At 61.2% G+C, this 23,096-nt stretch carries 20 protein-coding genes; 18 read left to right on the forward strand and 2 right to left on the reverse strand.

The genetic code is table 11. The features are described 5' to 3' along the window. Positions 1-76: 76 nt before the first annotated feature. The 15 genes from ACIOWL_RS07210 (at position 77) to ACIOWL_RS07280 (ending at position 18,953) form a co-directional block, all read left to right on the forward strand. Positions 77-1,498, forward strand: coding sequence for a 3' terminal RNA ribose 2'-O-methyltransferase Hen1 (locus tag ACIOWL_RS07210; protein ID WP_400383100.1), 1,422 nt, complete (start codon positions 77-79; stop codon positions 1,496-1,498). Beyond that, a complete protein-coding gene (locus ACIOWL_RS07215) occupies positions 1,495-4,017 on the forward strand; it encodes a polynucleotide kinase-phosphatase (RefSeq protein ID WP_400383102.1) in 2,523 nt (840 codons plus the stop codon). The genes ACIOWL_RS07210 and ACIOWL_RS07215 overlap by 4 nt, the downstream gene beginning before the upstream one ends. Positions 4,018-4,370: 353 nt before the next feature. Continuing rightward, on the forward strand, positions 4,371-6,131 hold the full coding sequence (locus ACIOWL_RS07220) for an FAD-binding protein (protein ID WP_400383103.1): 1,761 nt from the start codon (positions 4,371-4,373) through the stop codon (positions 6,129-6,131). Between the two features lie 16 nt (positions 6,132-6,147). Continuing rightward, positions 6,148-7,050 carry a LysR family transcriptional regulator gene (locus ACIOWL_RS07225; protein WP_400383105.1) on the forward strand — a complete coding sequence of 301 codons (903 nt, stop codon included), beginning with the start codon at positions 6,148-6,150 and terminating at the stop codon, positions 7,048-7,050. 98 nt (positions 7,051-7,148) lie between these two features. Beyond that, positions 7,149-8,510 (forward strand): MFS transporter, encoded by a 1,362-nt coding sequence (locus ACIOWL_RS07230; protein ID WP_400383107.1) that lies wholly within the window; start codon positions 7,149-7,151, stop codon positions 8,508-8,510. Between the two features lies 1 nt (position 8,511). Further along, the gene (locus tag ACIOWL_RS07235; RefSeq protein ID WP_400383108.1) at positions 8,512-9,378 is read left to right on the forward strand and encodes a shikimate dehydrogenase; all 867 of its coding nucleotides are present in this window, start codon (positions 8,512-8,514) and stop codon (positions 9,376-9,378) included. 93 nt (positions 9,379-9,471) lie between these two features. Further along, positions 9,472-10,632 (forward strand): Gfo/Idh/MocA family protein, encoded by a 1,161-nt coding sequence (locus ACIOWL_RS07240; RefSeq protein WP_400383110.1) that lies wholly within the window; start codon positions 9,472-9,474, stop codon positions 10,630-10,632. Between the two features lie 26 nt (positions 10,633-10,658). Then, the gene (locus ACIOWL_RS07245; protein ID WP_400383112.1) at positions 10,659-11,489 is read left to right on the forward strand and encodes a sugar phosphate isomerase/epimerase family protein; all 831 of its coding nucleotides are present in this window, start codon (positions 10,659-10,661) and stop codon (positions 11,487-11,489) included. A 58-nt stretch (positions 11,490-11,547) separates the two neighbouring features. Then, on the forward strand, positions 11,548-13,356 hold the full coding sequence (locus tag ACIOWL_RS07250) for an FAD-dependent oxidoreductase (RefSeq protein WP_400383113.1): 1,809 nt from the start codon (positions 11,548-11,550) through the stop codon (positions 13,354-13,356). A gap of 29 nt (positions 13,357-13,385) precedes the next feature. Then, positions 13,386-13,670: a YciI family protein gene (locus ACIOWL_RS07255; protein ID WP_400383115.1), complete on the forward strand. Its 285-nt coding sequence runs from the start codon at positions 13,386-13,388 to the stop codon at positions 13,668-13,670. 44 nt (positions 13,671-13,714) lie between these two features. Then, positions 13,715-14,815, forward strand: a complete 1,101-nt coding sequence (locus ACIOWL_RS07260; protein ID WP_400383117.1) for an alcohol dehydrogenase catalytic domain-containing protein — start codon at positions 13,715-13,717, stop codon at positions 14,813-14,815. Next, the gene (locus tag ACIOWL_RS07265; protein WP_400383119.1) at positions 14,812-16,491 is read left to right on the forward strand and encodes an FAD-dependent oxidoreductase; all 1,680 of its coding nucleotides are present in this window, start codon (positions 14,812-14,814) and stop codon (positions 16,489-16,491) included. Before ACIOWL_RS07260 ends, ACIOWL_RS07265 begins: the two co-directional genes overlap by 4 nt. Next, positions 16,488-17,255 carry an SDR family NAD(P)-dependent oxidoreductase gene (locus ACIOWL_RS07270; RefSeq protein ID WP_400383121.1) on the forward strand — a complete coding sequence of 256 codons (768 nt, stop codon included), beginning with the start codon at positions 16,488-16,490 and terminating at the stop codon, positions 17,253-17,255. The genes ACIOWL_RS07265 and ACIOWL_RS07270 overlap by 4 nt, the downstream gene beginning before the upstream one ends. 150 nt (positions 17,256-17,405) lie before the next feature. After that, on the forward strand, positions 17,406-18,776 hold the full coding sequence (locus tag ACIOWL_RS07275; protein WP_400383122.1) for a M16 family metallopeptidase: 1,371 nt from the start codon (positions 17,406-17,408) through the stop codon (positions 18,774-18,776). A 39-nt stretch (positions 18,777-18,815) separates the two neighbouring features. Then, complete coding sequence (locus ACIOWL_RS07280) at positions 18,816-18,953, forward strand: hypothetical protein (protein WP_400383124.1); 138 nt, start codon at positions 18,816-18,818, stop codon at positions 18,951-18,953. 79 nt (positions 18,954-19,032) lie between these two features. Here the strand turns inward: ACIOWL_RS07280 and ACIOWL_RS07285 are convergent, their stop codons facing one another. Beyond that, positions 19,033-19,317, reverse strand: coding sequence for a hypothetical protein (locus tag ACIOWL_RS07285; protein WP_400383126.1), 285 nt, complete (start codon positions 19,315-19,317; stop codon positions 19,033-19,035). 311 nt (positions 19,318-19,628) lie between these two features. On the opposite strand from ACIOWL_RS07285, the gene dapB reads away from it, so the two are divergent. Both dapB and ACIOWL_RS07295 read left to right on the forward strand, forming a co-directional pair. Continuing rightward, positions 19,629-20,387, forward strand: coding sequence for a 4-hydroxy-tetrahydrodipicolinate reductase (dapB, locus tag ACIOWL_RS07290; protein WP_400383128.1), 759 nt, complete (start codon positions 19,629-19,631; stop codon positions 20,385-20,387). After that, positions 20,384-20,839, forward strand: coding sequence for a tetratricopeptide repeat protein (locus ACIOWL_RS07295; RefSeq protein WP_400383129.1), 456 nt, complete (start codon positions 20,384-20,386; stop codon positions 20,837-20,839). Before dapB ends, ACIOWL_RS07295 begins: the two co-directional genes overlap by 4 nt. Before the next feature lie 88 nt (positions 20,840-20,927). Here the strand turns inward: ACIOWL_RS07295 and ACIOWL_RS07300 are convergent, their stop codons facing one another. After that, positions 20,928-22,112, reverse strand: coding sequence for a heparan-alpha-glucosaminide N-acetyltransferase domain-containing protein (locus ACIOWL_RS07300; protein WP_400383131.1), 1,185 nt, complete (start codon positions 22,110-22,112; stop codon positions 20,928-20,930). Positions 22,113-22,179: 67 nt separating this feature from the next. On the opposite strand from ACIOWL_RS07300, the gene dapA reads away from it, so the two are divergent. Continuing rightward, positions 22,180-23,091 (forward strand): 4-hydroxy-tetrahydrodipicolinate synthase, encoded by a 912-nt coding sequence (gene dapA / locus ACIOWL_RS07305; protein WP_400383132.1) that lies wholly within the window; start codon positions 22,180-22,182, stop codon positions 23,089-23,091. Positions 23,092-23,096: the final 5 nt, after the last annotated feature.

Raw genomic sequence — 23,096 nt, forward strand, 5'->3', positions numbered from 1 at the left:
AGGTAGGCAGCGAGATTCGGTAGGCTTGCATAAAATACCAAGCCATCGACTAAATGACTGCTGAGAAGGTTGCCCCGTGCTGCTGACAATAACACTGGAACCGCCCGCCGGGTCGGCAATTGACGCTACAGCCCTGTCCCATTTGCTGCGTAAGCACCCCGCCAAGGTGCAGTCATTCGAGCTGCCTGTCGGCCAAGCCCACGTTTTTTATCCAGAATGCAGCACCGAACGGACCACCGCGGCGCTGTTAATGGAAGTTGACCCGGTGGGGCTGGTCCGCAATAAACGATTCCGCGGAGACTCGGGTGTTTTGGACTACTACGTCAACGACCGCCCGTTTGTCGCTTCAAGCCTGATGTCGGTGGCTTTGGGCAAGGTTTTGCGCAGCGCCATGACCGGAGTCAGCGAAACCTACCCGGAACTAGCCGCCTCCCCGCTGCCGCTACGTATTGAACTCCCGGTCGCCTCTGCCCGCGGGCGCTCCGGCGCAGGGCTGGCTCATCGGCTCTTCGCCCCGTTGGGATGGCACGTTGAACAGCGTGTCATCGCGCTGGACGAGAACTATCCGCAATGGGGAGAATCCCAATACAGTTCCCTGGTCTTGACCGGAAATATCCGGTTGGATCTGGCGTTGCGCCAACTGTACGTGTTGCTTCCGGTGCTTGACGATTCGAAACATTACTGGGTTTCGGATGATGAGACCGAGAAACTAGCCAGACAGGGTGAGGGCTGGTTGGGAACACACCCCGAGCGAGAACTGATCACCAGTCGCTACCTTGCCCACCAAAAAGACCTGATCGCGTTGGCCACCACGCGTATGGAATCTGCCATGGCCGCTGTGCCCACGGGCGTGACAAATGGTTCTGCGAACTCCCCGGCAGAAACCACAGCACCGCTACGTGTTCAGCGAGCACTGGATGTCATCGCCGCACTCAAAACCAATGGAGCCCAACGGGTCGTGGATGCAGGATGCGGACCCGGTGCACTGCTGCGCCGGCTGCAGGCTGACCCGTTTTTCACCCGAATCATCGGAACGGATGTGTCAGCACGTTCCTTGGAGCAAGCCGCCGCGGCATTGTTCCTTGAGGAACGAACGGACGCCGAGCAGCAACGCATTAGCCTGCTGCACAGTTCTGTGGTGTACCGGGACGCGCGGTTGGAAGGTTTTGACGCGGTGGTGCTGATGGAAGTCATTGAACACGTAGACCCGACCCGGCTGCCGGCCTTGCAGGACGCGGTGTTTGCCGGAGCCAATCCTCGACTGGTGGTCGTGACGACACCCAACGTTGAGTACAACGTCAAGTATCCAGACCTTGAAGCCGGGGCGATGCGCCATGAGGATCACCGTTTTGAATTCAGCCGTGCGCAGTTCCGCCAGTGGGCTCAAGCTACGGCAACAGATTTTGGATACACCGTTGAGTTCCAACCGGTCGGACCCGAAGACGAACACGTGGGTGCACCTACCCAGCTGGCAATTTTCAGAAAGGACCAGGCATGAGTGAACTCTTGATCCCCGAGACGGGCCTCGTGGTGCTCGTTGGCATCTCCGGGTCAGGCAAGTCCAGCTTTGCGGCCACACACTTTGGTCCCTTTGAGGTCCTCTCCAGCGATTTTTTTCGCGGCCTGGTCGGCAATGATGAAACCAATCAAAGTGCCACCGAAGCAGCCTTTGAGGCGCTGAATTTTGTTGCCGGTAAGCGGTTGGAAGCCGGATTGCTGACGGTTGTTGACGCTACCAGCGTGCAGCAATCCGCCCGGCAGACGCTGATCGAACTGGCACGCAAACACGACGTGTTGGCCACCGCGATTGTCTTGGATCTGCCTATTGGGGTGTGCCTCGAACGCAACGAGCACCGCGGGGACCGCCGGGTGCCCCCGGCTGCGATCGATCGCCAGCACAAACAACTGCGCCGTTCGCTGAAGTCGCTGCGCCGGGAGGGATTCAACCGGACCCACGTGCTCTCCAGCCCGCAGGAGGTTGAGGAAACTACGATCTCCCGGCACAAACTGCTTAATGATTTCCGGGACCAGCATGGGCCCTTTGACATCATTGGTGACGTCCACGGGTGTTTGGATGAGCTGGTACTGCTGCTGGAGAAGCTGGGATATCAACTGGATCGCGACGAACTGGGGCGGCCACGAGATGCGTGGCATCCCGAGGGTCGACGCACGGTATTTGTCGGAGACCTGGTGGACCGCGGTCCGAATTCTCCGGGGGTATTGCGCCTGGTCATGGGAATGGTCGCCGCAGGCCATGCGCTGTCGGTTCCAGGCAACCACGAAGACAAATTGGTACGCGCCCTGCGTGGTTCCAAGGTCACGCTGGGACATGGGCTCGCCGAAACCCTTGAACAACTGGGTGCAGAAGGACCCGGCTTCAAGCGCAAGGTACAGGATTTCTGCAGTTCGCTGATCTCCCATTTGGTGCTTGATGACGGCAACCTGGTGGTAGCCCACGCCGGATTGATCGAAAAGTACCATGGGAGAGCCTCCAAGCGGGTGCGAGCCTTCGCACTGTACGGCCAGGTGACCGGTGAGAAAGACGAATACGGATTGCCGGTGCGGTACCCCTGGGCCCGGGACTACCGCGGCCAAGCAGCTGTAGTGTACGGCCATACCCCCGTCACCGAAGTTGCTTGGATCAACAACACCGCATGCCTTGACACCGCGTGCGTTTTCGGTGGACAGCTCAGCGCCTTGCGTTACCCCGAACAGGAGGTTGTGGCGGTGGATGCGCTGGCGCAATACGCCGAACCGGGCAGGCCGCTGGAATCCCCGTTTGGTCCCCAGCGCGACCCGGGAGTGCTGTCCATGGAGGATGTCACCGGCCCGCTGCACTTGAAGGCAGGCGAGCGGGGGACCGTGCGCCTTAGCGCCCAGCAGGCTGCCGGAGCGTTGGAAACCATGAGTCGTTTTGCCACCGATCCTCGGTGGTTGCGATACCTGCCGCCGACAATGTCTCCTGCCGAATCTTCGAATCGAACGGGGTTTCTTGAACACCCCGACGAAGCGTTCTCTTACTTCCGGAAACTCGGAGTTCAAGAGGTCATCTGCGAAGAAAAGCATATGGGTTCACGCGCGGTCTTGTTGCTGGCCCGTGATCCGAAACGATTTGGCGCATCCGATGGTTGGCTTGGTGCGCTTCATACTCGAACCGGGCGTGAGTTCCTTGACCCCGTGGCCGAGCGCTCCTTCTTGGAACGCGCCCACCAGGCAATGGATGCCACCGGGCTGTGGGAAGAGCTGGGCACTGATTGGGTCATTCTTGACGGTGAATTGTTGCCCTGGTCGCTGAAAGCCGAAGAATTGATCAAAGGCAGCTACGCATCGGTCGGCGCCGCCGCTGTGGCTGCCACGTCCGCTTCGGCAATGATCTTGGAACAAGCAGCTGGCACTGGGCTGGATGTAAGCGCGTTGCTTGAACGCACCCGCCGGCGAAACAATAATGCGTTGGCTTTCCGCGAGTCCTACCGACGGTATGTGGGTGATAAAAACGAGGTTCGATTCGCCGCGTTCCAGGTGTTGGCATCTGAGGCGAAAACCTATGAAAACCTTGACCATGGGTGGCACCTGAAGATCGGGCAGCAGCTGGCGTCGCAGGCGCCGGACTTGTTCACCACCACCTCTTGGATCCGGGTTGCACTGGATTCTGAGGAATCGATGGCACAGGCCGTGCGTTGGTGGGAGGAACTGACCGACTCCGGGGGAGAAGGAATGGTAGTGAAGCCGTGGCTGAATCTCACTCGCGGCCCCAAGGGGTGGATCCAGCCGGGCATCAAGGTGCGCGGCCGCGAATACTTGCGCATCATCTACGGTTCCGATTATCTGGAGGAAGAGAATCTGCGGCGTCTGAAGCAGCGAGCAACCGACCGCAAACGTGCGCGAGCGATGCAGGAGTATTTGCTGGGGCTGGAGGCGTTACGGCTGACCGCCCATGGCGAACCGCTGTGGAAGGTGCACCAGATGGTTTTTGGTGTGTTGGCATTGGAATCCGAACCGCTGGATCCGCGACTGTAATTGTCTGAGGTTGATACCAGAACCGGAGGTCCGAAACCTGAACTTTTTTGGCAGGGCGGGATATTGGGCAATGCCGCACCTTGGAAGATTCGGATAGGTACGAGCGGTGCGGTTCAAGATGTCGTCGGCTGCAACTGGTGAATCTACCCACCGAGCAGAGATTCGTCACGGCTCTTCCGCAAATCGATGATGTCGTGGATTCCCGCGGCAGTCCGTGCTGTGTGGAGACTTCAAATCATTGAGTGCATTTGAGTCATAATCGATGACTAAAAATATCGTGGACACTACATTGTTCTGCGTCACATAATAAACACCAGACCAACAGAAGTCATGTGATGAGTGTTTAGGAGCAGATGATGCCGCGGCAAAAGAGTCAATGGGATCTCGAATACGATGTGCTGGTTTTGGGAACCGGTGCCGGGGGCTTGGCTGCGTCGCTGACCGCCGCGGCCCATGGGGCTTCGGTGCTTACCCTGGAAAAAACCGAGTACCTTGGTGGAACCACGGCCTACTCGGCCGGAACCTGCTGGGCGCCAAACAACAAGTTCCAGCGTGAGCAGGGAATCCTGGATGATTACGAGAAAGCTGTGCGCTATCTCGACCTCGTGGTAGGCGATAAGGCTCCCCGCGAGGCCCGCCTAGGCTATCTTGAAGCGGCACCGAAAATGCTCGATGAGCTTGAGGGCCTTGGGGTGCGATTCCTGCATTCTCCTGCTGTGGTGGACTACCATTCCGAGCTTCCGGAAGCCGGAAAAACCGGGCGTGCACTGGAGCCTGAACCCTTTGACGGACGCAAGCTCTCGGCCACGGAATTCCGTCGGGTGCGCCGCCCCGTGCCGGAGTTCGCGCTGATGGGTGGAACCCTGATGCTGCGCCGCCCGGATGTGGCAACGCTTCTGAAACTGTTTAACGGCACACTCGGCGAGCGCGCCAAGGCTGTTGGCTTGGCTGGGAAGCTGGGGTTGGGGTGGGCTCGTGATCGAGTCACTCGTCCGCGCGGCACCCGTTTGGTGATGGGCAATGGCCTGGTGGCCTCGATGTACCATGAATCGCTCAAGCGCGGCGTAGATTTCCGTTTCAGTGTCCACACCACCGAGCTGATCCGTGGCAGCGAACGGGTCGAGGGATTGGTGATGGTTCATGAGGGCAAGAGATTGAGGGTTCGCGCCCGCCAGGGTGTGGTGCTGGCTGGCGGAGGGTTCTCGCAGAGTCCGGCGCTGCGTGAGCAGTATTTGCCCAAACCCACCCCGCAGTTTTCGCGCGCCGGGGAAGGTGCTACCGGGGATACCTTGGCGCTTGCCGCCGGGGCCGGGGCGGCATTGGGGCAGGATAACGCGGAAAATGCGTTGTGGTTCCCGAGTTCCATTGGCCGGCGTGCCGACGGTTCGCAGGTGGTGTTCCCGCATATTTGGGATCGTGCCAAACCCGGAGTGATCGCGGTCGGCAGTGATGGGAAACGTTTTGTTGACGAGTCCTGCTCCTACCATCGTTTTGTGCGTGCCATGTATGCCACCGAAGGGCGGGCAATCCCCGCATGGCTGATTGTTGATTCGCGCACGTTGGCCAAATACGGGCTGGGCATGATCACCATGCCGCACTTGCCGCGTAAGGCGCTTCAGCGTTATGTGAAGGACGGCTACCTCTACGAATCCGACACCGTGTCCGGCCTGGCCGCGCAGATCGGCATGGATGCCCAGGGTCTTGAAGAGACCGTGCGGCGCTATAACGGTTTCGCCGAAACTGGCAAGGATGAGGACTTTGGCAAGGGGGAGCTGCTTTTCGGGCAGGTCGCCGGGGACCCTGAACACACACCGAATCCGAACCTCGGACCTGTGGCGCGCGCGCCGTTTTATGCCATGGCTCTAGTGCCTACCCCGTTGGCCACGGCCTTCGGTGTGCTCACCAACCCGCAGGCCCAGGCCTTGGACGAGAGTGGCAAGGCAATTGACGGCCTGTATACCGTGGGCAACGATGCTGCCTCGGTGATGGGATCGGAGTATCCGGGCGCCGGAGTGCAGGTCGGTTCGGGCCTGGCTTTTGGTTGGGCCGCGGCTCGGCATGCCACCGCGAGTTTGTCGCTCACCGGTACTCTGGAGGAGTTGATAACCGACTAGGGAAAAGCGGGCAGGCGTGGAAATTCGGTGGCTTGAGGCATTTATCGCGGTGGCCGAGGAGTTGCATTTCGGTAATGCCGCGCTGCGGCTGCGTATGGCGCAGTCGCCATTGAGCCAGACCATCCGCAAGCTTGAACGCTCACTGGGAACCGATTTATTTGTACGCAGCACCCGCTCGGTGGAACTGACCGCCGCCGGCCATGCGTTGCTTCCGCACGCGCGCCAGGTTATGGAAGAGCTGACCATCGCGACCCACGCGGTGAAGGTGCCCCAGGGCAAGGTGTATGGAAAACTTTCCCTGGGGTTCACCGGTGTGCTGAATCAGTTGGCGCTCCCGCCGATGACCCGTGCCATGCGCAATACCCATCCGGACATCGAGCTGACGTTGGTGGGTCGTGTGATGACCCATGACGCAGTGCACCAGCTGGAGGCCGGATCGCTAGACTTGGCGTTTGTCGGGCTGCCCGTGGATTCCACTCGAATCAATTCGAGGCTTCTTGCGCAAGAGGCCTTTGGAATGGTGGTTCCCCAGGAGCATCCGCTGGCCGAGCATCGCTCGGTTCAACTCTCGGCTTTTGCCGATGATTCATTTATCACCCCGCCGATTTCTGCGGGGTCTGCGCTGTACCAATCAACCATTTACGCCTGCACCGATGCGGGGTTTTATCCCACCGTGTCGCAGGAAATCACCGACCCCTACATGACCATGATGCTTGTGGCCGCAGGGGTCGGTGTCGCGTTTATGCCCGAGGGAATCGCCAATGTGGTGCCGCCCGGAGCGGTGTTTGTCCCGTTGGCGGGCAAGCAGTACTACATGAATCACGGGTTGGCATGGTCGGTGCGCCCCGGTTCGCTGGCTCGGGATGCATTCCTTGAATTGAGTGAGGAAGTCTTGCCGTCCCCGGACAAGATTATGTAGTTTTCACGCATAGTCTATGTGTAATTAGGTCGTGGACATAATAAGTAAGTCGGGTCACACTTGAGGGTATTCCTCGCAATGAGGCGAAAGGACCCATCATGCGATCTGCAATTCCCTCCACCAACACCACCACGGCCCCTGTCCGGCCGCAGGCCCGCCGTGCCGCGGTTTCCGGCTTTCTGGGCAGTGCCCTGGAGTACTACGACTTCTTCATCTACGGATCCGCCGCGGCGCTGGTTTTCTCCCACGTATTTTTCCCCGAAGGCGGCGCGAACTCGGTGCTGCTGTCCATTGCAACACTCGGCGTCGCCTACATTGCCCGCCCGCTCGGCGCGGTGCTGTGGGGCCACGTCGGGGACCGCTTCGGCCGCCGCAATGCACTCATGGCCTGCCTGCTGCTCATGGGATTCTCCACGCTGCTGATCGGCCTGCTGCCAACCTATGAGCAGGTCGGCATCTTCGCCCCGATCCTGCTGGTTGTCCTGAGACTCTTCCAGGGGTTGTCCGCCGGCGGCGAGTCGCCGGGCGCGGCCTCGCTGTCCATGGAACACGCGCCGGAGCACCGCCGCTCATTTTTTGCCAGCTTCACCATGAGCGGGGTGATGTTCGGCATCGTGCTGGCCACCGTCGTGTTCATCCCGGTAGCCACCATGCCAGATGAGCAGATGCTCGCCTGGGGTTGGCGCATCCCGTTCCTGGCCAGCATTGTGCTAACCGGCGTGGCTTTCCTGATTCGCCGCCACCTTGAAGAACCTGAAGCATTCACCGAAGCCAAGGACAACAACGAAGTTGTCAAGGTTCCATTTGTTGAATTGTTCGCCCGCCACTGGGGCGCGGTGGTTCGGGTGATGCTCTCCTCGACCTTCGCCATGATGAACACCATCGTGAATGTTTTCGCCCTGGCCTACGCCGTGGAACATAACGGCATTGAGCGAACCAGCATGTTGGCAGTGATCTCCGTGGCAAACCTCGCGGCGGTCTTCACCCAACCGCTGTACGGGATGCTGGCCGACAAGATCGGTCGCAAACCGGTATTCATCGGCGGCGCGTTGGGCGCCGGAGCCATGATTTTTGTGTTCTTCAATGCGATCAGCACCGGGAACGTGACCTTGGTTTTCACCTCGGCCATCATCATGATCGGCGTCTTCTACGCGGCACCGAACGCCACCTACATGGCAGGGTTCCCCGAGCAGTTCCCGGCCAGCGTGCGGTACTCGGGTATGGCCATCGGCCTGATGCTGGGCCTGCTGGTCTCCGGATTCACCCCGGCCATCGGCACCATGATGACCGCCGGCGACACCTCCAACTGGATGCCGGTTGCCTTGATGTGCATGGGGTTCGCAACGCTCTCCGCCATCGCTTTCGCGACCGGCCCGGAAACCTACCGAACCCCCACCGCTGAGCTCGGACTGACCAAACGACAGGTTCAGGCACTGCGCGAGATGCAGGGGACCAAGTAGCATGCGGCAGTCGACCCACCGTATCGGGCTGATCGGCAACGACCTGGACGGGTCGCTGTCACCGAGCCTGCACCAAGCCGAAGCCCACGCCCTCGGGCTGACCCGCTACAACTATGAACGCATCGACCTGCAGAACCAGCCGGATGCCGACCTGGGTCACGTGCTGTGTGAGGCGCTGGCCCAGGGATTCACCGGATTCAACGTCACCCACCCGCACAAGCAGGCAATCATGCGGCACCTCGATGAGATCTCCCCGGACGCGGCCGCCATCGGAGCGGTGAACACCGTGGTGCTTCAGCGCGGACGGCTGGTCGGCCACAACACCGACCGCAGCGGCTTTCTGGCCGGGTTGCGCCGCGGACTATCGCCAGAGGCGCAACGCGGCACCGTGACCCTCTTCGGCGCCGGCGGTGCAGGCTCCGCGGTCGGCGCGGCACTGATGGACTTCGGGGTGGCTGATCTGCAGATCATCGACACCGACCTTGGACGCCTGACGCAGCTTCAAAAGCTGCTGAACACCTCCTTGAGGCCAGGCCAGACGGTGTCCACCGGAACGCCGGAGCAGGCGCGGCAATGGATCAGCGCATCCCACGGCGTGGTGAATGCGACCCCGCTGGGCATGGAAGGCATCGGCGGCGCACCCTTTGACACCTCATGGCTGACCGGCACCCAGTGGGTGGCCGACGTTGTCTACCGCCCGGTGATCACCGAACTGCTGCACGCGGCCCAGAACGTGGGAGGCGCCACCGTCAAAGGCACCGAGATGCTCGTTGAGCAAGCGGCGGACACCTTTGCGCTGCTGGTGGGCACCACCCCGGATCGCCAGCGGATGCGAGCCAGCCTGGAACTCCTGCTCGCCGCCGTCTAAGCAGTCCACCGTAGGGCCGGCACCGCCTCGAACTCCAACGGCAGGGCTCTGCCTAGCCCCTGCCATAGCACCCCAATCCTGAGGATCAAGAGAATGCAAACTCCACCGAACACCAGCAGCGCCCCGGATACCCGCATCCTGCGGGTGGGCATTGTGGGCTGCGGAAACATCAGCGCCAACCACCTCGAAGCATTTCAAGCACTTGACGCGGTGGACGTGGTGGCCCTCTGCGATGTGGACGGTGCCCGGGCACAGGCCCTGGCCGCCGAATACCACGTGGAGCACGCGGTGGATTCGGTGAAGCAGCTGCTGGAATTGGACCTGGATATCGTCTCGGTCTGCACCCCGCACCCCACCCACCACCAGGTGGTGCTGCAAGCGGCGGCCGCCGGGGTGCACGTATTGTGCGAAAAACCCATCGCCGTCAACGTCCCGGCCGCCCAACAGATGGTCCAGGCCTGCCAGGACGCCGGAGTGAAACTCGGGGTGCTGTTCCAGCGCCGCTTCTGGCCCGCGGCGGCCAAGCTGCGCGCCGAAATCGACGCCGGCGCCCTGGGCACCCCGGTGCTGGCCCAGGTCAGCGTGCTGCTGCACCGCGAGCACGAGTACTACTCGGCCACCAACTGGCGCGGCACCTGGGCGGCGGACGGCGGCGGGGTGCTGATGACCCAGGCGATCCACTACCTGGATCTGCTGCAGTGGTACCTCGGGGACGTGGCACGCGTGCAAGGCGCGGTCAACACCTACAAACACGGTGAACACATCGAGGTGGAAGATTCGGCCGCCGCGCTGCTGACCTTCACCAGCGGCGCCATGGCCACCGTGCTGGCCAGCACCGCCGCCGATCCCGCGCTGGGGGTGCAGATCCGTATCACCGGCTCCAACGGGGCCAGCGCAGAACTGAGCGAATTCCCGGAAGGCAGCGACGGGCGGCTCACGCTGCGTACCGGCCAGCACACCATCGCCACCCAGCCGGTGCACCCGGCGCAGCTGGACGCCAATGTGGAGCTGGACCAGATCAACGGGGCGCTCAAAGATCACCACCGCTCGCAGATCACCGAATTTGTGTCCGCGGTCCGCCACGATCGTCAACCGGCGGTCACCGGGCAGCAAGCGGTCGCATCGTTGCAGATCCTGCTGGCCATCTACGAATCAGCCCGCACCGCACGCCCCGTGGACTTGGCCCCCGCCACCCAACACGTGGTGCTCCCACCCGACATCGCCGACCGGCTCTACACCACCGCCCACGCCTGAGAACTTCTGAACTGACAGGACGAGGTATGAACACCGAAACCCAAGAACTCGGACTGGCCCAGCTTTCGCTGCTGAACTGCACCCCAGCCGACTTGCTGTACCTGGCCGCCGACACCGGATTCGACTTCATCGGGGCACGCGTGCGCCCGGTGACAGCTGAAGAAAAACCCTACAACCTGCAACCAGGCTCACCGCTGTTGGCCCAAACCCTCGCCGCGGTGAAAAACACCGGGCTGCGGATCCACGACATCGAGTTCATCTTGCTAGACGGCGGCGATCAGCGCGAGCACTGGCTGCCGATGCTCGACGCCGGAGGGGCGCTCAACGCCCGGACCCTGACCGTCGCCGCCTCGGACCGCAACCTGGACAGGCTGGGAGAGAACCTGGCCAGGCTGACCGAAGACGCGAAAAACTTCGGAATCATGCCGACCCTGGAAGTCATTTCCTATCAAAGCGTGAACAGCCTGGAACTGGCCGCCGAACTGGCGCAGGGAACCGGCTGCCAGATCGTGGCAGACACCCTGCACCTGAGCCGCATCCAAGCCAGCCCCGCCCAGCTGGCCGCCCACGCCGAACACGTGGCCATGCTGCAACTGTGCGATGCTTCGGCCCGGCGCCCGGAGACCCGCGAACAACTGGTTTTTGAATCGCGCAGCGAACGGATGGTCCCCGGGCAGGGAGCCGCCCACCTGGCCGAATTCGTCGCCGCCCTGCCGGCCCAGGTTCCGCTGAGTGTGGAAACCCCCTCGGATTCAACCGTCGCCCGGCTGGGCGCTCGCCGGTGGGCCGAAGAGCTCAAAGCCGGAGCCGAGCAGGTGCTGATCCAGGCACGCACCCTGCGCGCCGCAGCGGTGTAGCCCATCTGCGCCGACCGACTCACCCAACCACCAGTACCCAAGAAACGGACAAAAATTCATGAGCACCGCAACCAAACCCAGCGCACCGGCTGACACCACCGCAGATGTTGTGGTGATCGGCTCCGGAGCCGGCGGGCTTTCCGCGGCAGTCGCCGCCGCCTACCACGGACTGAAGGTCATCGTGGTGGAGCGGGCCGCTGTGTGCGGCGGGGCGACCTCCTACTCCGGTGGCTGGGCCTGGGCCCCTGGCAACCCGTTAGCCAAGGCGGACGGGGTAGATGAGGACCCGGAAGAATTCCGCACCTACCTGCAGCACCGGCTGGGGGAGCGCTACAACGCCGAACGGGTGGACGCCTTCCTTGCCGGTGCCCCGCAGATGGTTGATTTCTTCCACAACCACACCAGTTTGCAGTTCACCCCCGGCGCCCAGATCAAGGACATCTACGGCAAGACCCCGGGGGCTGGCACCGGTCACCGTTCGGTTGGCCCGGCGCCGTACGACGCCCGCCAGATCCCGCGCGAGCTGCGTGCCAAGATGCGCCACCAGCTGTATGCGACCAGCTTCCTCGGGATGGGAATCATGGCCGGCCCGGATTTGGGGAAATTCCTCTCCGCGTCCACCGGCAGCATCCCGGGCCTGATCCACGCGGCCAAACGCGTCACCACCCACCTGTTGTCCCTCGCCGTGTATCGCCGGAACATGCAGCTGGTCAACGGCACGGCGCTGACCGGGCGCCTGATGAAGTCCGCAGACGACCTGGGGGTCGAAATCAGTGTGTCAACCGCTGCCGAGCAGCTGGTCACCGATTCAACCGGGCGTATCACCGGGGTCAAGGTCAAGGGCAGCACCAAGGAATACACCATCACCGCCACCCGCGGGGTGGTGCTGGCGACCGGTGGATTCCCGCAAAACCTCGAACTTCGCCAGGAACTGTTCCCCAAGACCCCCACCGGCGCAGAGCATTGGACGCTGACCCCGCCGGAAGCCGACGGGGCCGGGCTGCGGCTCGCCCAGGCCGTTGGGGCGCGCTTCAACACCGACGTCGCCTCGCCGGCGGCCTGGTGCCCGGTGTCATTGATCCGCTATCCCAACGGCACCACCGGGACCTTCCCCCACATCATGGACCGGGCCAAACCCGGCAGCATCGGGGTGCTTGCCAACGGCAAACGATTTGTGAATGAGGCCAACGGCTACTACGACTACGTCACCGGGATGATGCAGGCCACCGAGGAAGGCCAACAGGTTGTTTCCTGGCAGATCGCAGATTCCCGCTACGTACGCCGCTTCCCGTTGGGTATGGCCAAACCCTTGCCGGTGCCGTTGACCCCGTACCTGCGCAGCGGCTACCTCATCAAGGGGGACACCCTCGCGGAATTGGCCACCAAATGCGGCATTGATCCGACCCAGCTTGAGGCGACCGTCAAGGAATTCAACGCCAACGCCGCCAAGGGCATCGACCCGGACTTCGGCCGCGGCGAGACCGCCTTCAACCGCTACGGAGGCGATGCCAGCAACACGCCGAACCCCACCCTGGGCCCGATCGAGAAGGGGCCGTTTTACGCCGTCAAGGTGGTGCCGGGAAGTTTTGGAACCTTTGCCGGATTGGATGTGGATTCCTCCGCCCGCGTACTGGATCAAAACGGCGCTCCGCTGCCCGGGCTCTTCGCCGTAGGCAACGACCAGGCCAGCGTCATGGGCGGGCATTATCCCGCCGGCGGGATCAACCTCGGCCCGGCCTTGACCTTCGGCTACCTCGTGGGACGGGATCTGGCCGCGGAGCCCGCGCAACACCGCGTGGAGCACACCGCCAGCGCCCGAGCAAACACCCAAGCCACGTCCCGGGTGCGCCTCGGCGCTGGCCGCTAGAAACCAACCACTGATGAGGAATACATGTCATGAACTTTTACGCCATCACCTACACCTACTCACCATCCACCAGCGACGCGCGGGATCAGGTACGCCCCAAGCACGTTGAATTCCTGCGTCGACGATTCGAGAACGGGGAACTGCGGGTCAGCGGGCCGGTTGATTCCGGAGCCGGGGCACTGCTGGTGATCGGCGCAGAATCCGAGCAGGCCGCCAAAACCTTGATGGACCAAGACCCGTTCGCCCTTGAAGGCCTGATCACTGAGCGTGAGATCCGCCGCTGGGATGTCTTTTTCGGCAAGGACAAACTCTAGGAACCCCGGTGCCGGTCCCGTGCCGAGACTAGCGAAGGAAAAACATGATGCTCACCGCCATCACCACGGCTAAACGCCGTATCGACTACCGCCAGGTGCCCACCCCGCCGCCAGCTGCCGGCCGGGCCCTGATCCGGGTGCAGCACGTGGCCCTGTGCGGTACCGATGCGCACATCTGGGACGATGACTATCCGGCAGACCTGCCGGTCATCCAGGGGCACGAATTTGTGGGCCTGATCGAACAGATCGAACCTGGACTAGTCGATGCCCGTGACGGGGTACCGCTGGTGCCCGGTTTACCGGTCGCCGTCAGTCCCATGGTTTACTGCAATACCTGCCCGCCGTGCCTGGCTGGACGCTTTAACATCTGCGAATCAATTTCCTGTTTGGGCTGTTATGAGGACGGTGCGCTGGCCGAAATTCTCAGTGCGCCGGTCAGCAAATTGCATCCGTTGCCACTTGGCCTGCCCAGGTATCTCGGAGCATTGGGCGAGCCAGGCTCCATTGCCATGCAGGCGGTCAATCGGGGCAGGCCACAGGCCGGGGAAACCGCCCTGGTCCTGGGTTGCGGCCCCATCGGGTTGCTGGCCACCTTGTTCCTGACCGAACGCGGGGTGAGGGTGATCGCCTCCGATCTCTCGGAATCGCGAATGGCGTTGGCCGAAGAATGCGGTGCGGTGGCTACCTTTGCGCCGGGAACCGGTGGGCAACTCGGTGATCTCTGGGGTGCCGCCACGGGACCGACGCTGATCATTGAAGCGACCGGGGTCCCGGCATCCTTCGAAACCGCGGTCAGCGTGGCCGCCCCCACCGCACGACTGGTTCAGGTCGGTATTTCCGGCAGGCAAGCGTTGCTGTCACTGCGGGATCTGCCCTTTAAGGAGCTGGATATTCTGGGAAGCCGCAATAGCCTCAACCTGATTCCCGAAGCCCTGGAGGTGCTCGCCCGCCATCAGGATGTGGCGGCACGACTGGTGACCCACCGATTCCCCTTCGACTCCCTCAGCGCCGCTTTTGAAACCATGCTCGATTCCGGCCAGAGCGTCGGCAAAATCGTGATCGATCTCCCCGCGACGGCAGTCACTGGTTTAGCCGCGGCGCATCAGGAAACCCCTCTCGGACAAGAAAGCAGCAACGTGTCATGACAACCACCACTGATTCCACCCCAGCCGTCTTGAGTGCTCTCGACAATCTGGAAACAACCTATGACGTGATTGTCATCGGTTCTGGTGCGGCGGGACTGACCGCGGCGGTCCGGGCCGCCGAGGCAGGAGCCCGGGTGCTGGTGCTGGAGAAAGCTTCCAAACTCGGCGGCACCAGCGCCGCCGGAGGCGGGGTGATCTGGGCGCCGAATAACCACCTCGCGCGCCAGGCGGGATTCGAGGACAGCGCCCGCGCCGCAACCAAGTATCTGCAGGCCGCGGCCGGGCAGGCAATGAGCGCGCAAGACATCGATTGGTTTGTGCGCACCAGCGGGCAGGCCGTGCGATTCCTCGACGAAAAGACCCAGGTCAAACTGGTGCCGCTGGGGCGGCCGGATTACCACATGGAATGGGACGGCGCCGCGCCAGGTGGCCGCAGCCTGGATAACCTTCCATTCGCGTCAACCGACTATCCAGGGTTGGCCCAGGCCTTGCGCCCACCAACCTATTTTCCCTTGCTCAGCATGAGCGAACGCGACGAACTGAACGGGCGAACACCTGAGCCTGCGTTGCTGGAACAGCGGGCGCAATCCGGTGTGCGCACCATGGGAGGCGCGTTGGTCGGCTCCCTCGCGGCGAGCGCACTGGATCGCGGGGTGCATCTTGCAGCTGATGCGGAGGTCAGCGACCTGTCGCAAACCGACCAGGGGTGGAGAATTGAGGTCGCGGGGAAAAACCAGCTCAGTGCGCGCAGCGTGGTGATTGCCTCGGGCGGGTTTGAATGGAATCCGCGGTTGCGCCAGGCCTACCTGAGTTTCGAGGTGACCCCCATCGGCGCTCCGTCAAATGAAGGCGACGGGTTGGAACTGGCCTTGGCCGTCGGGGCCACGGTGAACGACATGACGGCCATCTGGGGTGTACCGGTGATCTCGGTTCCCTCCATCAGCTATGACGGCAAACCCACTGGGCGTATGGCAAATGTTGAAATGACACTTCCGGGGTCCATCACCGTGAACTCGTCCGGTGCACGTTTTGTGAACGAGGCGCTGAATTACCACGATGTGTGCCGCGTCTTCGGGAATACCGACCCGTTGAGCTCCACACTTCAAAACAGTCCCGCGTGGCTGGTCTTCGACTCGGAATACTTCAGGAAGTACCCGGTTGCCGGGTCAACGCCCGGGGTGAAACCGCAGTGGATGAGCAGCGCCCCGACCCTGCCGGATTTGGCTCGGAACCTGGGGATCGATGCGCAAGGACTGCAGCGCAGTGTTGAACGATTTAATGTCGATGCGCGGGCAGGGGTAGATACCGAATTCGGCCGCGGGGCAAGCGAGCAGGACCGGCACCTCGGAGATGCGTTGAATCAACCCAACCCGTGCCTGGCTCCGCTGGAGCACGGACCGTACTATGCGGTGCCAATCCACGCCGGGGTTCTGGGAACTTCTGGCGGACTGGCCACCACTGAGCATGCCCAGGTGCTGGACCGCCACGGCCATCCCATCACTGGATTGTATGCCGCCGGAAACGTCTCGGCCGGTGTGTTCCGCAACAACTATCCAGGAGGCGGGGCGACCTTGGGCTCGGCCGTCACCAGGGGGTACGCGGCGGGCAGCCATCTGGCCGAGGTATTCCTGGCAACCCAGGCGACTGCGGACGCAGCGTTGGAGGCTTCCAAATGATGATTCCCGGACCCGCCGATCCCCGGGCCGACTTTGAGATTTGGGAGGGGAGATTCAATCATCGGGTGGTGCTTGTCACCGGAGCCGCCGGGGGACTGGGCGCACGGGCGGTTCAACGGCTGCACCGCGAAGGCGCAACGGTGATTGCCACCGATCTTCAGCAACCGGTCACACCGCACGCGGCGTTGAGTTTGGCGCTGAACGTGGCGGATCCAGACGCCTGGCACCAGGTAATCAAGGCAGTGCGGGAGGCCTACGGCCGATTGGATGGGGCCTTGTTCTGCCACGGGATCCAAGGACCGGAACAGGCGGTTGAACAGGTACCGGTTGCGGGGTGGAAGAAAACACTGGAAATCAATCTTGACGGGTGTTTTTACGGGCTGCAAACCATCGTGCCGCTGATGAAAACTCGTGGATACGGTCGGATCGTGATGCTCTCATCGATCGCTGGCCGTGAAGGGAATGAAAACATGAGCGCCTATGCGGTCTCCAAAGCGGGGATGCTTACCCTGGCCAAAACCGTGGCCAAGGAGACCGCGATTCATGGGATCACCATTAACTGCATCGCGCCCTCGATGTTTAATACCCGTTTGCTTCAAGATCTCAGCTCGGAACGCAACGCAGCACTGCTCGCGCGGGTACCTATGAAACGGGTGGGGGAGCCTCAGGAATTCGCGGCGCTCGCCGCCTGGTTGCTGTCCGTTGAGTCCAGCTATATGACCGGGCAGGTACTGGACCTCAGCGGGGGTCGCAATACCGCTTAGGCACTCAATGCAGCCGTACGCCATCTCGTTGATGCGCGGTTGGCGAAGCTGACCGGTTGGGTTCTCACGCACAGAGTGCTCTGTGGGAGAATTACTAGACCAATGCCAGCTGGATGCTGGCTGTCTTCGAGCGATCTAAGGACGTACCCAGTGGTCATGATTCCGTTGCCGTTGTATTCGGTGGAGGATCAGCAATTTTCGAGCCTCGATCCGGCGGACCTCACGCTAGTGCATCGCGGTGAGGGCGGGTCGGAAGTCCGTCGCAGTATCTTGCCAGGCGGCGTTCGAGTGCTGACCGAAGCCATGCCCGGGCAACGTTCGACGACGGTAGGTTTTTGGGTGCCGGTGGGGTCGCGCGACGAAGAAGCGGGGCACTTCGGTTCCACCCACTTCTTGGAGCATCTGCTGTTTAAGGGAACCAGCAAACGCACCGCCTTGGAGATCGCCCAGTCATTCGACGCGGTTGGCGGTGAATCCAACGCGGCGACGGCCAAGGAATCTACCTGTTACTACGCCCGGGTATTGGACACCGACCTGCCGATGGCTTTGGAAGTCATTGCCGACATGGTGACCTCGGCGGTGATCGATCCGCACGAGCTGGAGCAAGAACGCGGTGTCATCATCGAAGAGCTCGCCATGGACGCCGATGATGCTACCGATGTTGCCCACGAGCATTTTGTCGCTCGGGTGATGGGGGAGCACTCCCTGGGCCGTCCCATTGGAGGCAGCCCGGAAGAAATCATGAAGATTTCCCGCGAAGCGGTCATGGAACACTACCGGGCTCATTACCGCCCCAGTGAACTGATCGTGACCGCCGCCGGCTCATTGGATCACGACGAGCTCTGCGCCATGCTGATGACGGCGCTGAACGAAGCCGGTTGGGAACTGGACCCCTTGGCTGTCCCGGAGCCTCGACGAAATCCGGAACCGGCAAAAATCACCAGCATCCCCGGACTTGAAATTATCAACCGTCCGGTGGAACAGGCGAATATCATTGTCGGCTGCACCAGCATCACCGGGCATGATGACCGCAGACAGGTGCTCGCGGTACTCAACGCGGTGCTCGGCGGCGGGATGAGTTCGCGGCTCTTCCAGGAAGTGCGTGAAAAGCGTGGGTTGGCGTACTCGACCTATTCGTTCTCTGCTGCCTACACGGATGCCGGGTACTTCGGGATGTATGCAGGTTGCGCGCCGGCGAAGGCCGCTGAGGTGATCGGCCTGCTCGGAGCGGAGCTGGATCGACTGGCAAGCCAGGGGATTTCGGCCGAAGAACTCAGCCAAGCCAAGGGACAGCTGGCCGGTGGCACGGTGCTCGCCTTGGAGGACCCAGGAAGCCGGATGTCGCGATTGGGTCGAGCCGAAATGATTACCGGAGAATTCCAAGACATTGATGAGGCGCTGGCCCGCGTTCATGCGGTCACCGCAGAGCAGGTTCAACAGCTTGCTCAGGAGCTTGCCGCCCAAGAACGGGTGATCACTGTTGTGGGGCCTTTTGACAACGAGGCAGCCCTCGGCCTGTAGTTTGAAGTTTTCTGGCGGGAGGCTGGTTCAAGTCTTTTGATGCAAATCTTGGATCTTGAACCTGCCGCCGTGTTCACCCGGGGTTTGTTTGATGGTGTTTTTGCGCCTGTTTTTGCGCCCATTGGCTTCTTGTCCATCAAGCACCTGCCCGCCACGGATTTGAAGGTCATCCTTTGAGAATCCGAGCTTGGCGGAATACAGCGACTTGATGCGATTCCCAGTGGAAGCGGGTCGTGACTATCAATGAGTTCGCGGCTCAGGCCCCGCGCTGATGCTGGTCAACGGCGGTCCACAGGTCCTCGGGGAAAAGCTTTTTCACGTCCTGCTCAAACTGCTTGCCGTCCGCGGGTTTCTGAACCTTGTCCCCGGTGATCCTGAACGGGAAAGCTATCGCCTGGGCAACTGGTTGCGCTTCCACCTTTTGTGTTTCGGTGCAGGTTGCCCAGCCAAAAGTATTGGGATCGTCAATGCGGAATACTTCCACCTGACACGACGGAGCATCGAAATCTGTTCCTTGGTCTTGGACGAGGTCAACGATCACTTGCTGTTCGTCGTCTGAAAGGGCACCGGGTTCGCTCGATGCGCCACAGCCGCAGAGCCCCAATGCGAGAGTAACTATCGACAGCGTGCCGATTCCGAATCGTTTGGTTTTGTGACCCACCGTAATTGCCTGTCGTTCGTTTTCGTCTATGTACTATTTTTGCCCAGTCGAAGGTGAAAACCAATGACCGCCACCGTGTTGGAATCGAGTATCAGAGGAAACACAGCGTGAGCCTGTCGCGCGAAACCGGTGCGTGAGCGTCTTGTCACGCAAATCAGTGTGATGCAGGTGTTGGCGATAGTCTTTAAGCTATGAGTGCACAGATCAAGGTGGCCGTGCTCGGCGCGGCCGGACGTATGGGGTTGGAAGCGGTTAAGGCCGTCACCGACGCAAAAGATATGGAACTGGTAGCGAGTTTGGGACGCGGAGATGATCTTCAGCTGATCATTGACGCCGGTGCTACCCACATCGTTGATCTGTCCGTCCCGACCGCGACGGAACAAAACGTTCGCTTCGCTATCGAACACGGGCTGCATGCTGTTGTTGGCACCACCGGCTGGGATGATGAACGCCGGGCGGCGTTGGAAGAGCTTTTGAGCCAGCACCCGGATCTCGGTGTGCTTATTGCCCCCAACTTCGCCCTTGGATCGGTGCTGGCCAGCGCGTTCGCTGCGACTGCTGCCAAGTATTTTGAGTCGGTGGAGATCATTGAACTGCATCACCCGAACAAGGTAGATGCCCCCAGCGGCACCGCGGTGCGTACCGCCGAACTAATTGCGAAGTCTCGTGAAGCTGCCGGTGTCGGGCCCAGCCCGGATGCCACCGAAACCCAGTTGGACGGTGCACGCGGAGCGGATGTTGACGGCATCCACGTCCACTCCGTACGACTGCGTGGGTTGGTGGCACACCAAGAAGTGCTGCTCGGAGGCCCGGGAGAACAGTTCACCCTGCGCCATGACTCCTTTGACCGCGCATCATTTATGCCCGGGGTCTTGCTTGGCCTGCGTACAGTGGCCGCCCACCCCGGCCTGACCTATGGTCTGGACGGCTACTTGGAGCTTGGCCAGTGAAGACCAAACTTTGGGTCGGTGGCATCCTGCTCCTGTTCGCGCTGTATATCGGTATGGCCTTCACCCAGGCGTTCCGATTCTTGAGCACCGATTCGGTGACAGCAAAAGTCATGGGTGTTGCGATTCTAGTGATCCCCGCTTTTGGTGTGTGGATCTTGATTCGTGAAGTACTGTTCGGTTTGCGTACCGAGAGCATGGGCAAAACCCTGGCTAAGCTTGGAGAGCTTCCCGAGGATCTCCCGCGAATGCCTTCGGGCCGTTTCGTCCGCGAAGCGGCAGACGCGGATTTCCCACGCCATCAGCACGATGTCGAAGAGAATCCCGAGTCGTGGAAATCCTGGTATCGTCTGGCCTTGGCCTATGAAGCCTGCGGAGACAAACGCCGTGCCCGTAATTCGATGCGAACCTCCATCGGATTTTGGCTCCAAGAACGAAAAACCAGCGCAGCCTAACCGCAGTCTTAACTCGATCGAATAACACAGGTCCCCACCTTCCTACCTGAGGAAGCGGGGACCTGTTGCTGTCCTGACCGGCTCGTGTTCAGCGTGGCAGCGAACGTGCGTTGTTGTCCGGAGGATCGGAGTCTGCGCCGCTGAGCACACGCACCACATATTCCAAGGGGCCGGTCGCCTTGCTGAAACCAAGCCAGAGTCCGAGGACTGCTGTCGCAGCGCACAGGATCCACCAAATGGTTATCGGCTCCAGGAAGTCCTGCAAGAGCGGCAGGAGCAATATATGTCCTACGTAGAGTGTCAGCGGGGCTCGCCCCGCACCGGCCATAAACCGTCCGAGCTTCCCTAAATGGGGGACGGCCAATTGCATGATGCCGATGACCGCGACGGCGCAGGCCGCCGCATGAATGGTGAAAATCAGTGAGTTGCTGTGTGCGGTGGGCAGCCAGAGATAGGCGGATTCTGCCATGAACGGGTCCATGGTCACGCGGGGGAGCCGGCCGGTAAGTACGAGGGTGCTTGCATTGGATAGCGGAATCTTGGTGGTGGCTGCAATCTGGTCTAGAAACTGGCGGGTGGCGAACCAGCCTAGGGCTAGTGTCAGCCCCGCGATTCCGGTACCCCACGCCGTGAACCTTATGGCCGTTCGGGGCAGGGCCAATGCGGTGCGACCGATGGCGATGCCTAGAAGCCCGTAACCGAACCACACCATGAGCGGATAGTAGCCGGTGACCAAGAGGTCCTTGAAGAGAAGTCCTGGTGTTAGCAGGTCGGTGAAGGTGGGATTGTGACCCAACGTTTGGCCCGCCCACGCAAAAGCAAGGGGGCGCCACAGTATAGGCATGATCAGGAGCCAGGAGGCTGAGACTATCCAAATTGTTACTCTTGAGAGTCTGAGAGCCAGTGGAAGCAACAGAAAAAGTAATCCATAGTGAACGAGAATGATTGCGATGCCGTCATTTGCCGGCCCAATAAGCATTCCGAGCACGGCAATTATTGATGCTCTCAGGGCAAGGGCTGAGTAAATCTTGGGGTTGGGATAGCCTCTGCGCGCCATCGAACGAACTAAGAGCGTGAGTGAAACCCCGGCCAAAACCATAAACAAAACCGAGGCTCGCCCAGAGGCTACAGCCCCGGTAAACGTAGGGGAGTAGGCCCCTTGAGACTCTCGCTCGTAGAGGTTAAAAACATGGGCCGCGAACATCCCCAAGATGGCTGCAAGGCGGGCCGCATCCACTCCGAGTAGCCGTGATGGTCGATTCGTTTGGTCCATGAAATCATGGCATCACGGATTCGCTGAAAGATGCCATAGCAACATGCGCGAGTGTAGATTTAATCCCATGGCTACAAGTGCAATTGATAATCAGGCGTTCCCCTTTGGCACGGTGCTGACCGCGATGGTCACACCCTTCACCGACGCCGGTGAAGTCGATTATGAAACGGCTGCAAAATTAGCCATCAAACTAGTGGACGATGGCTGCGACGGATTGGTTGTCACCGGAACCACGGGTGAAACCTCAACCCTGACCGATGAGGAGAACCTCGGGCTGTTCCGCACGGTTGTTGAAGCTGTCGGCGAGCGCGCCGCGGTGCTCGCGGGGTCTACCACCAATGACACCCGACACTCGATCAAGCTTTCGCTGGCCGCCAAGGAAACTGGGGTGGACGGGATTCTGATCACCACCCCGTACTACAACAAGCCAAGCCAAGCCGGAGTTATTGCCCATGTGAAGGCGATTGCCGAAGCTGTTGAACTACCAGTGATGCTGTATGACATCCCTGGGCGGGCAGGTATTTCACTGGCCCCTGAGACCATCATTGAACTGGCTAAGATCCCTCAGGTTATTGCGTTGAAGGACGCCAAGGCCGACTACCAGTCCACCACCACCGTGTTGGCTAAAACCAACCTGCATGTGTATTCGGGTGATGACGGCTTGACCCTGCCATTGATGGCCGCCGGTGCCGTCGGCGTGGTTTCGGTCTCGGCTCACGTCGCGGCAGCTAAGTACCGTACCCTTGTTAATGCAATGCATGCTGGCGATTTGGCCACTGCACGCACCACACACTTCGAGCTGGATCCGATCCAGCGCGGCATCATGGGCCACGTTCAGGGCGCCGTTGCCGCAAAATATGGACTTCACTGGCAGGGTGTCCTGCCGAACACCGTCGTCCGGCTGCCGCTTGTGGCACCGTCGGACGCAGAACTTGATGCTATCCGCACGGACCTACGTGAAGGCGGATGGGATCTGTAACGAAA

Source organism: Glutamicibacter sp. NPDC087344 (assembly GCF_044744225.1).
Classification (GTDB): Bacteria; Actinomycetota; Actinomycetes; order Actinomycetales; family Micrococcaceae; genus Glutamicibacter.

Excerpts from the sequence above, each read along its gene's own strand:
- ACIOWL_RS07215 (WP_400383102.1), top strand. The coding sequence starts at position 1,495 with ATGAGTGAACTCTTGATCCCCGAGACGGGCCTCGTGGTGCTCGTTGGC.
- ACIOWL_RS07220 (WP_400383103.1), top strand. The coding sequence starts at position 4,371 with ATGATGCCGCGGCAAAAGAGTCAATGGGATCTCGAATACGATGTGCTG.
- ACIOWL_RS07230 (WP_400383107.1), top strand. The coding sequence starts at position 7,149 with ATGCGATCTGCAATTCCCTCCACCAACACCACCACGGCCCCTGTCCGG.
- ACIOWL_RS07235 (WP_400383108.1), top strand. The coding sequence starts at position 8,512 with ATGCGGCAGTCGACCCACCGTATCGGGCTGATCGGCAACGACCTGGAC.
- ACIOWL_RS07240 (WP_400383110.1), top strand. The coding sequence starts at position 9,472 with ATGCAAACTCCACCGAACACCAGCAGCGCCCCGGATACCCGCATCCTG.
- ACIOWL_RS07245 (WP_400383112.1), top strand. The coding sequence starts at position 10,659 with ATGAACACCGAAACCCAAGAACTCGGACTGGCCCAGCTTTCGCTGCTG.
- ACIOWL_RS07250 (WP_400383113.1), top strand. The coding sequence starts at position 11,548 with ATGAGCACCGCAACCAAACCCAGCGCACCGGCTGACACCACCGCAGAT.
- ACIOWL_RS07255 (WP_400383115.1), top strand. The coding sequence starts at position 13,386 with ATGAACTTTTACGCCATCACCTACACCTACTCACCATCCACCAGCGAC.
- ACIOWL_RS07260 (WP_400383117.1), top strand. The coding sequence starts at position 13,715 with ATGATGCTCACCGCCATCACCACGGCTAAACGCCGTATCGACTACCGC.
- ACIOWL_RS07265 (WP_400383119.1), top strand. The coding sequence starts at position 14,812 with ATGACAACCACCACTGATTCCACCCCAGCCGTCTTGAGTGCTCTCGAC.
- ACIOWL_RS07270 (WP_400383121.1), top strand. The coding sequence starts at position 16,488 with ATGATGATTCCCGGACCCGCCGATCCCCGGGCCGACTTTGAGATTTGG.
- ACIOWL_RS07280 (WP_400383124.1), top strand. The coding sequence starts at position 18,816 with ATGCAAATCTTGGATCTTGAACCTGCCGCCGTGTTCACCCGGGGTTTG.
- dapB (WP_400383128.1), top strand. The coding sequence starts at position 19,629 with ATGAGTGCACAGATCAAGGTGGCCGTGCTCGGCGCGGCCGGACGTATG.
- ACIOWL_RS07300 (WP_400383131.1), bottom strand. The coding sequence starts at position 22,112 with ATGGACCAAACGAATCGACCATCACGGCTACTCGGAGTGGATGCGGCC.
- dapA (WP_400383132.1), top strand. The coding sequence starts at position 22,180 with ATGGCTACAAGTGCAATTGATAATCAGGCGTTCCCCTTTGGCACGGTG.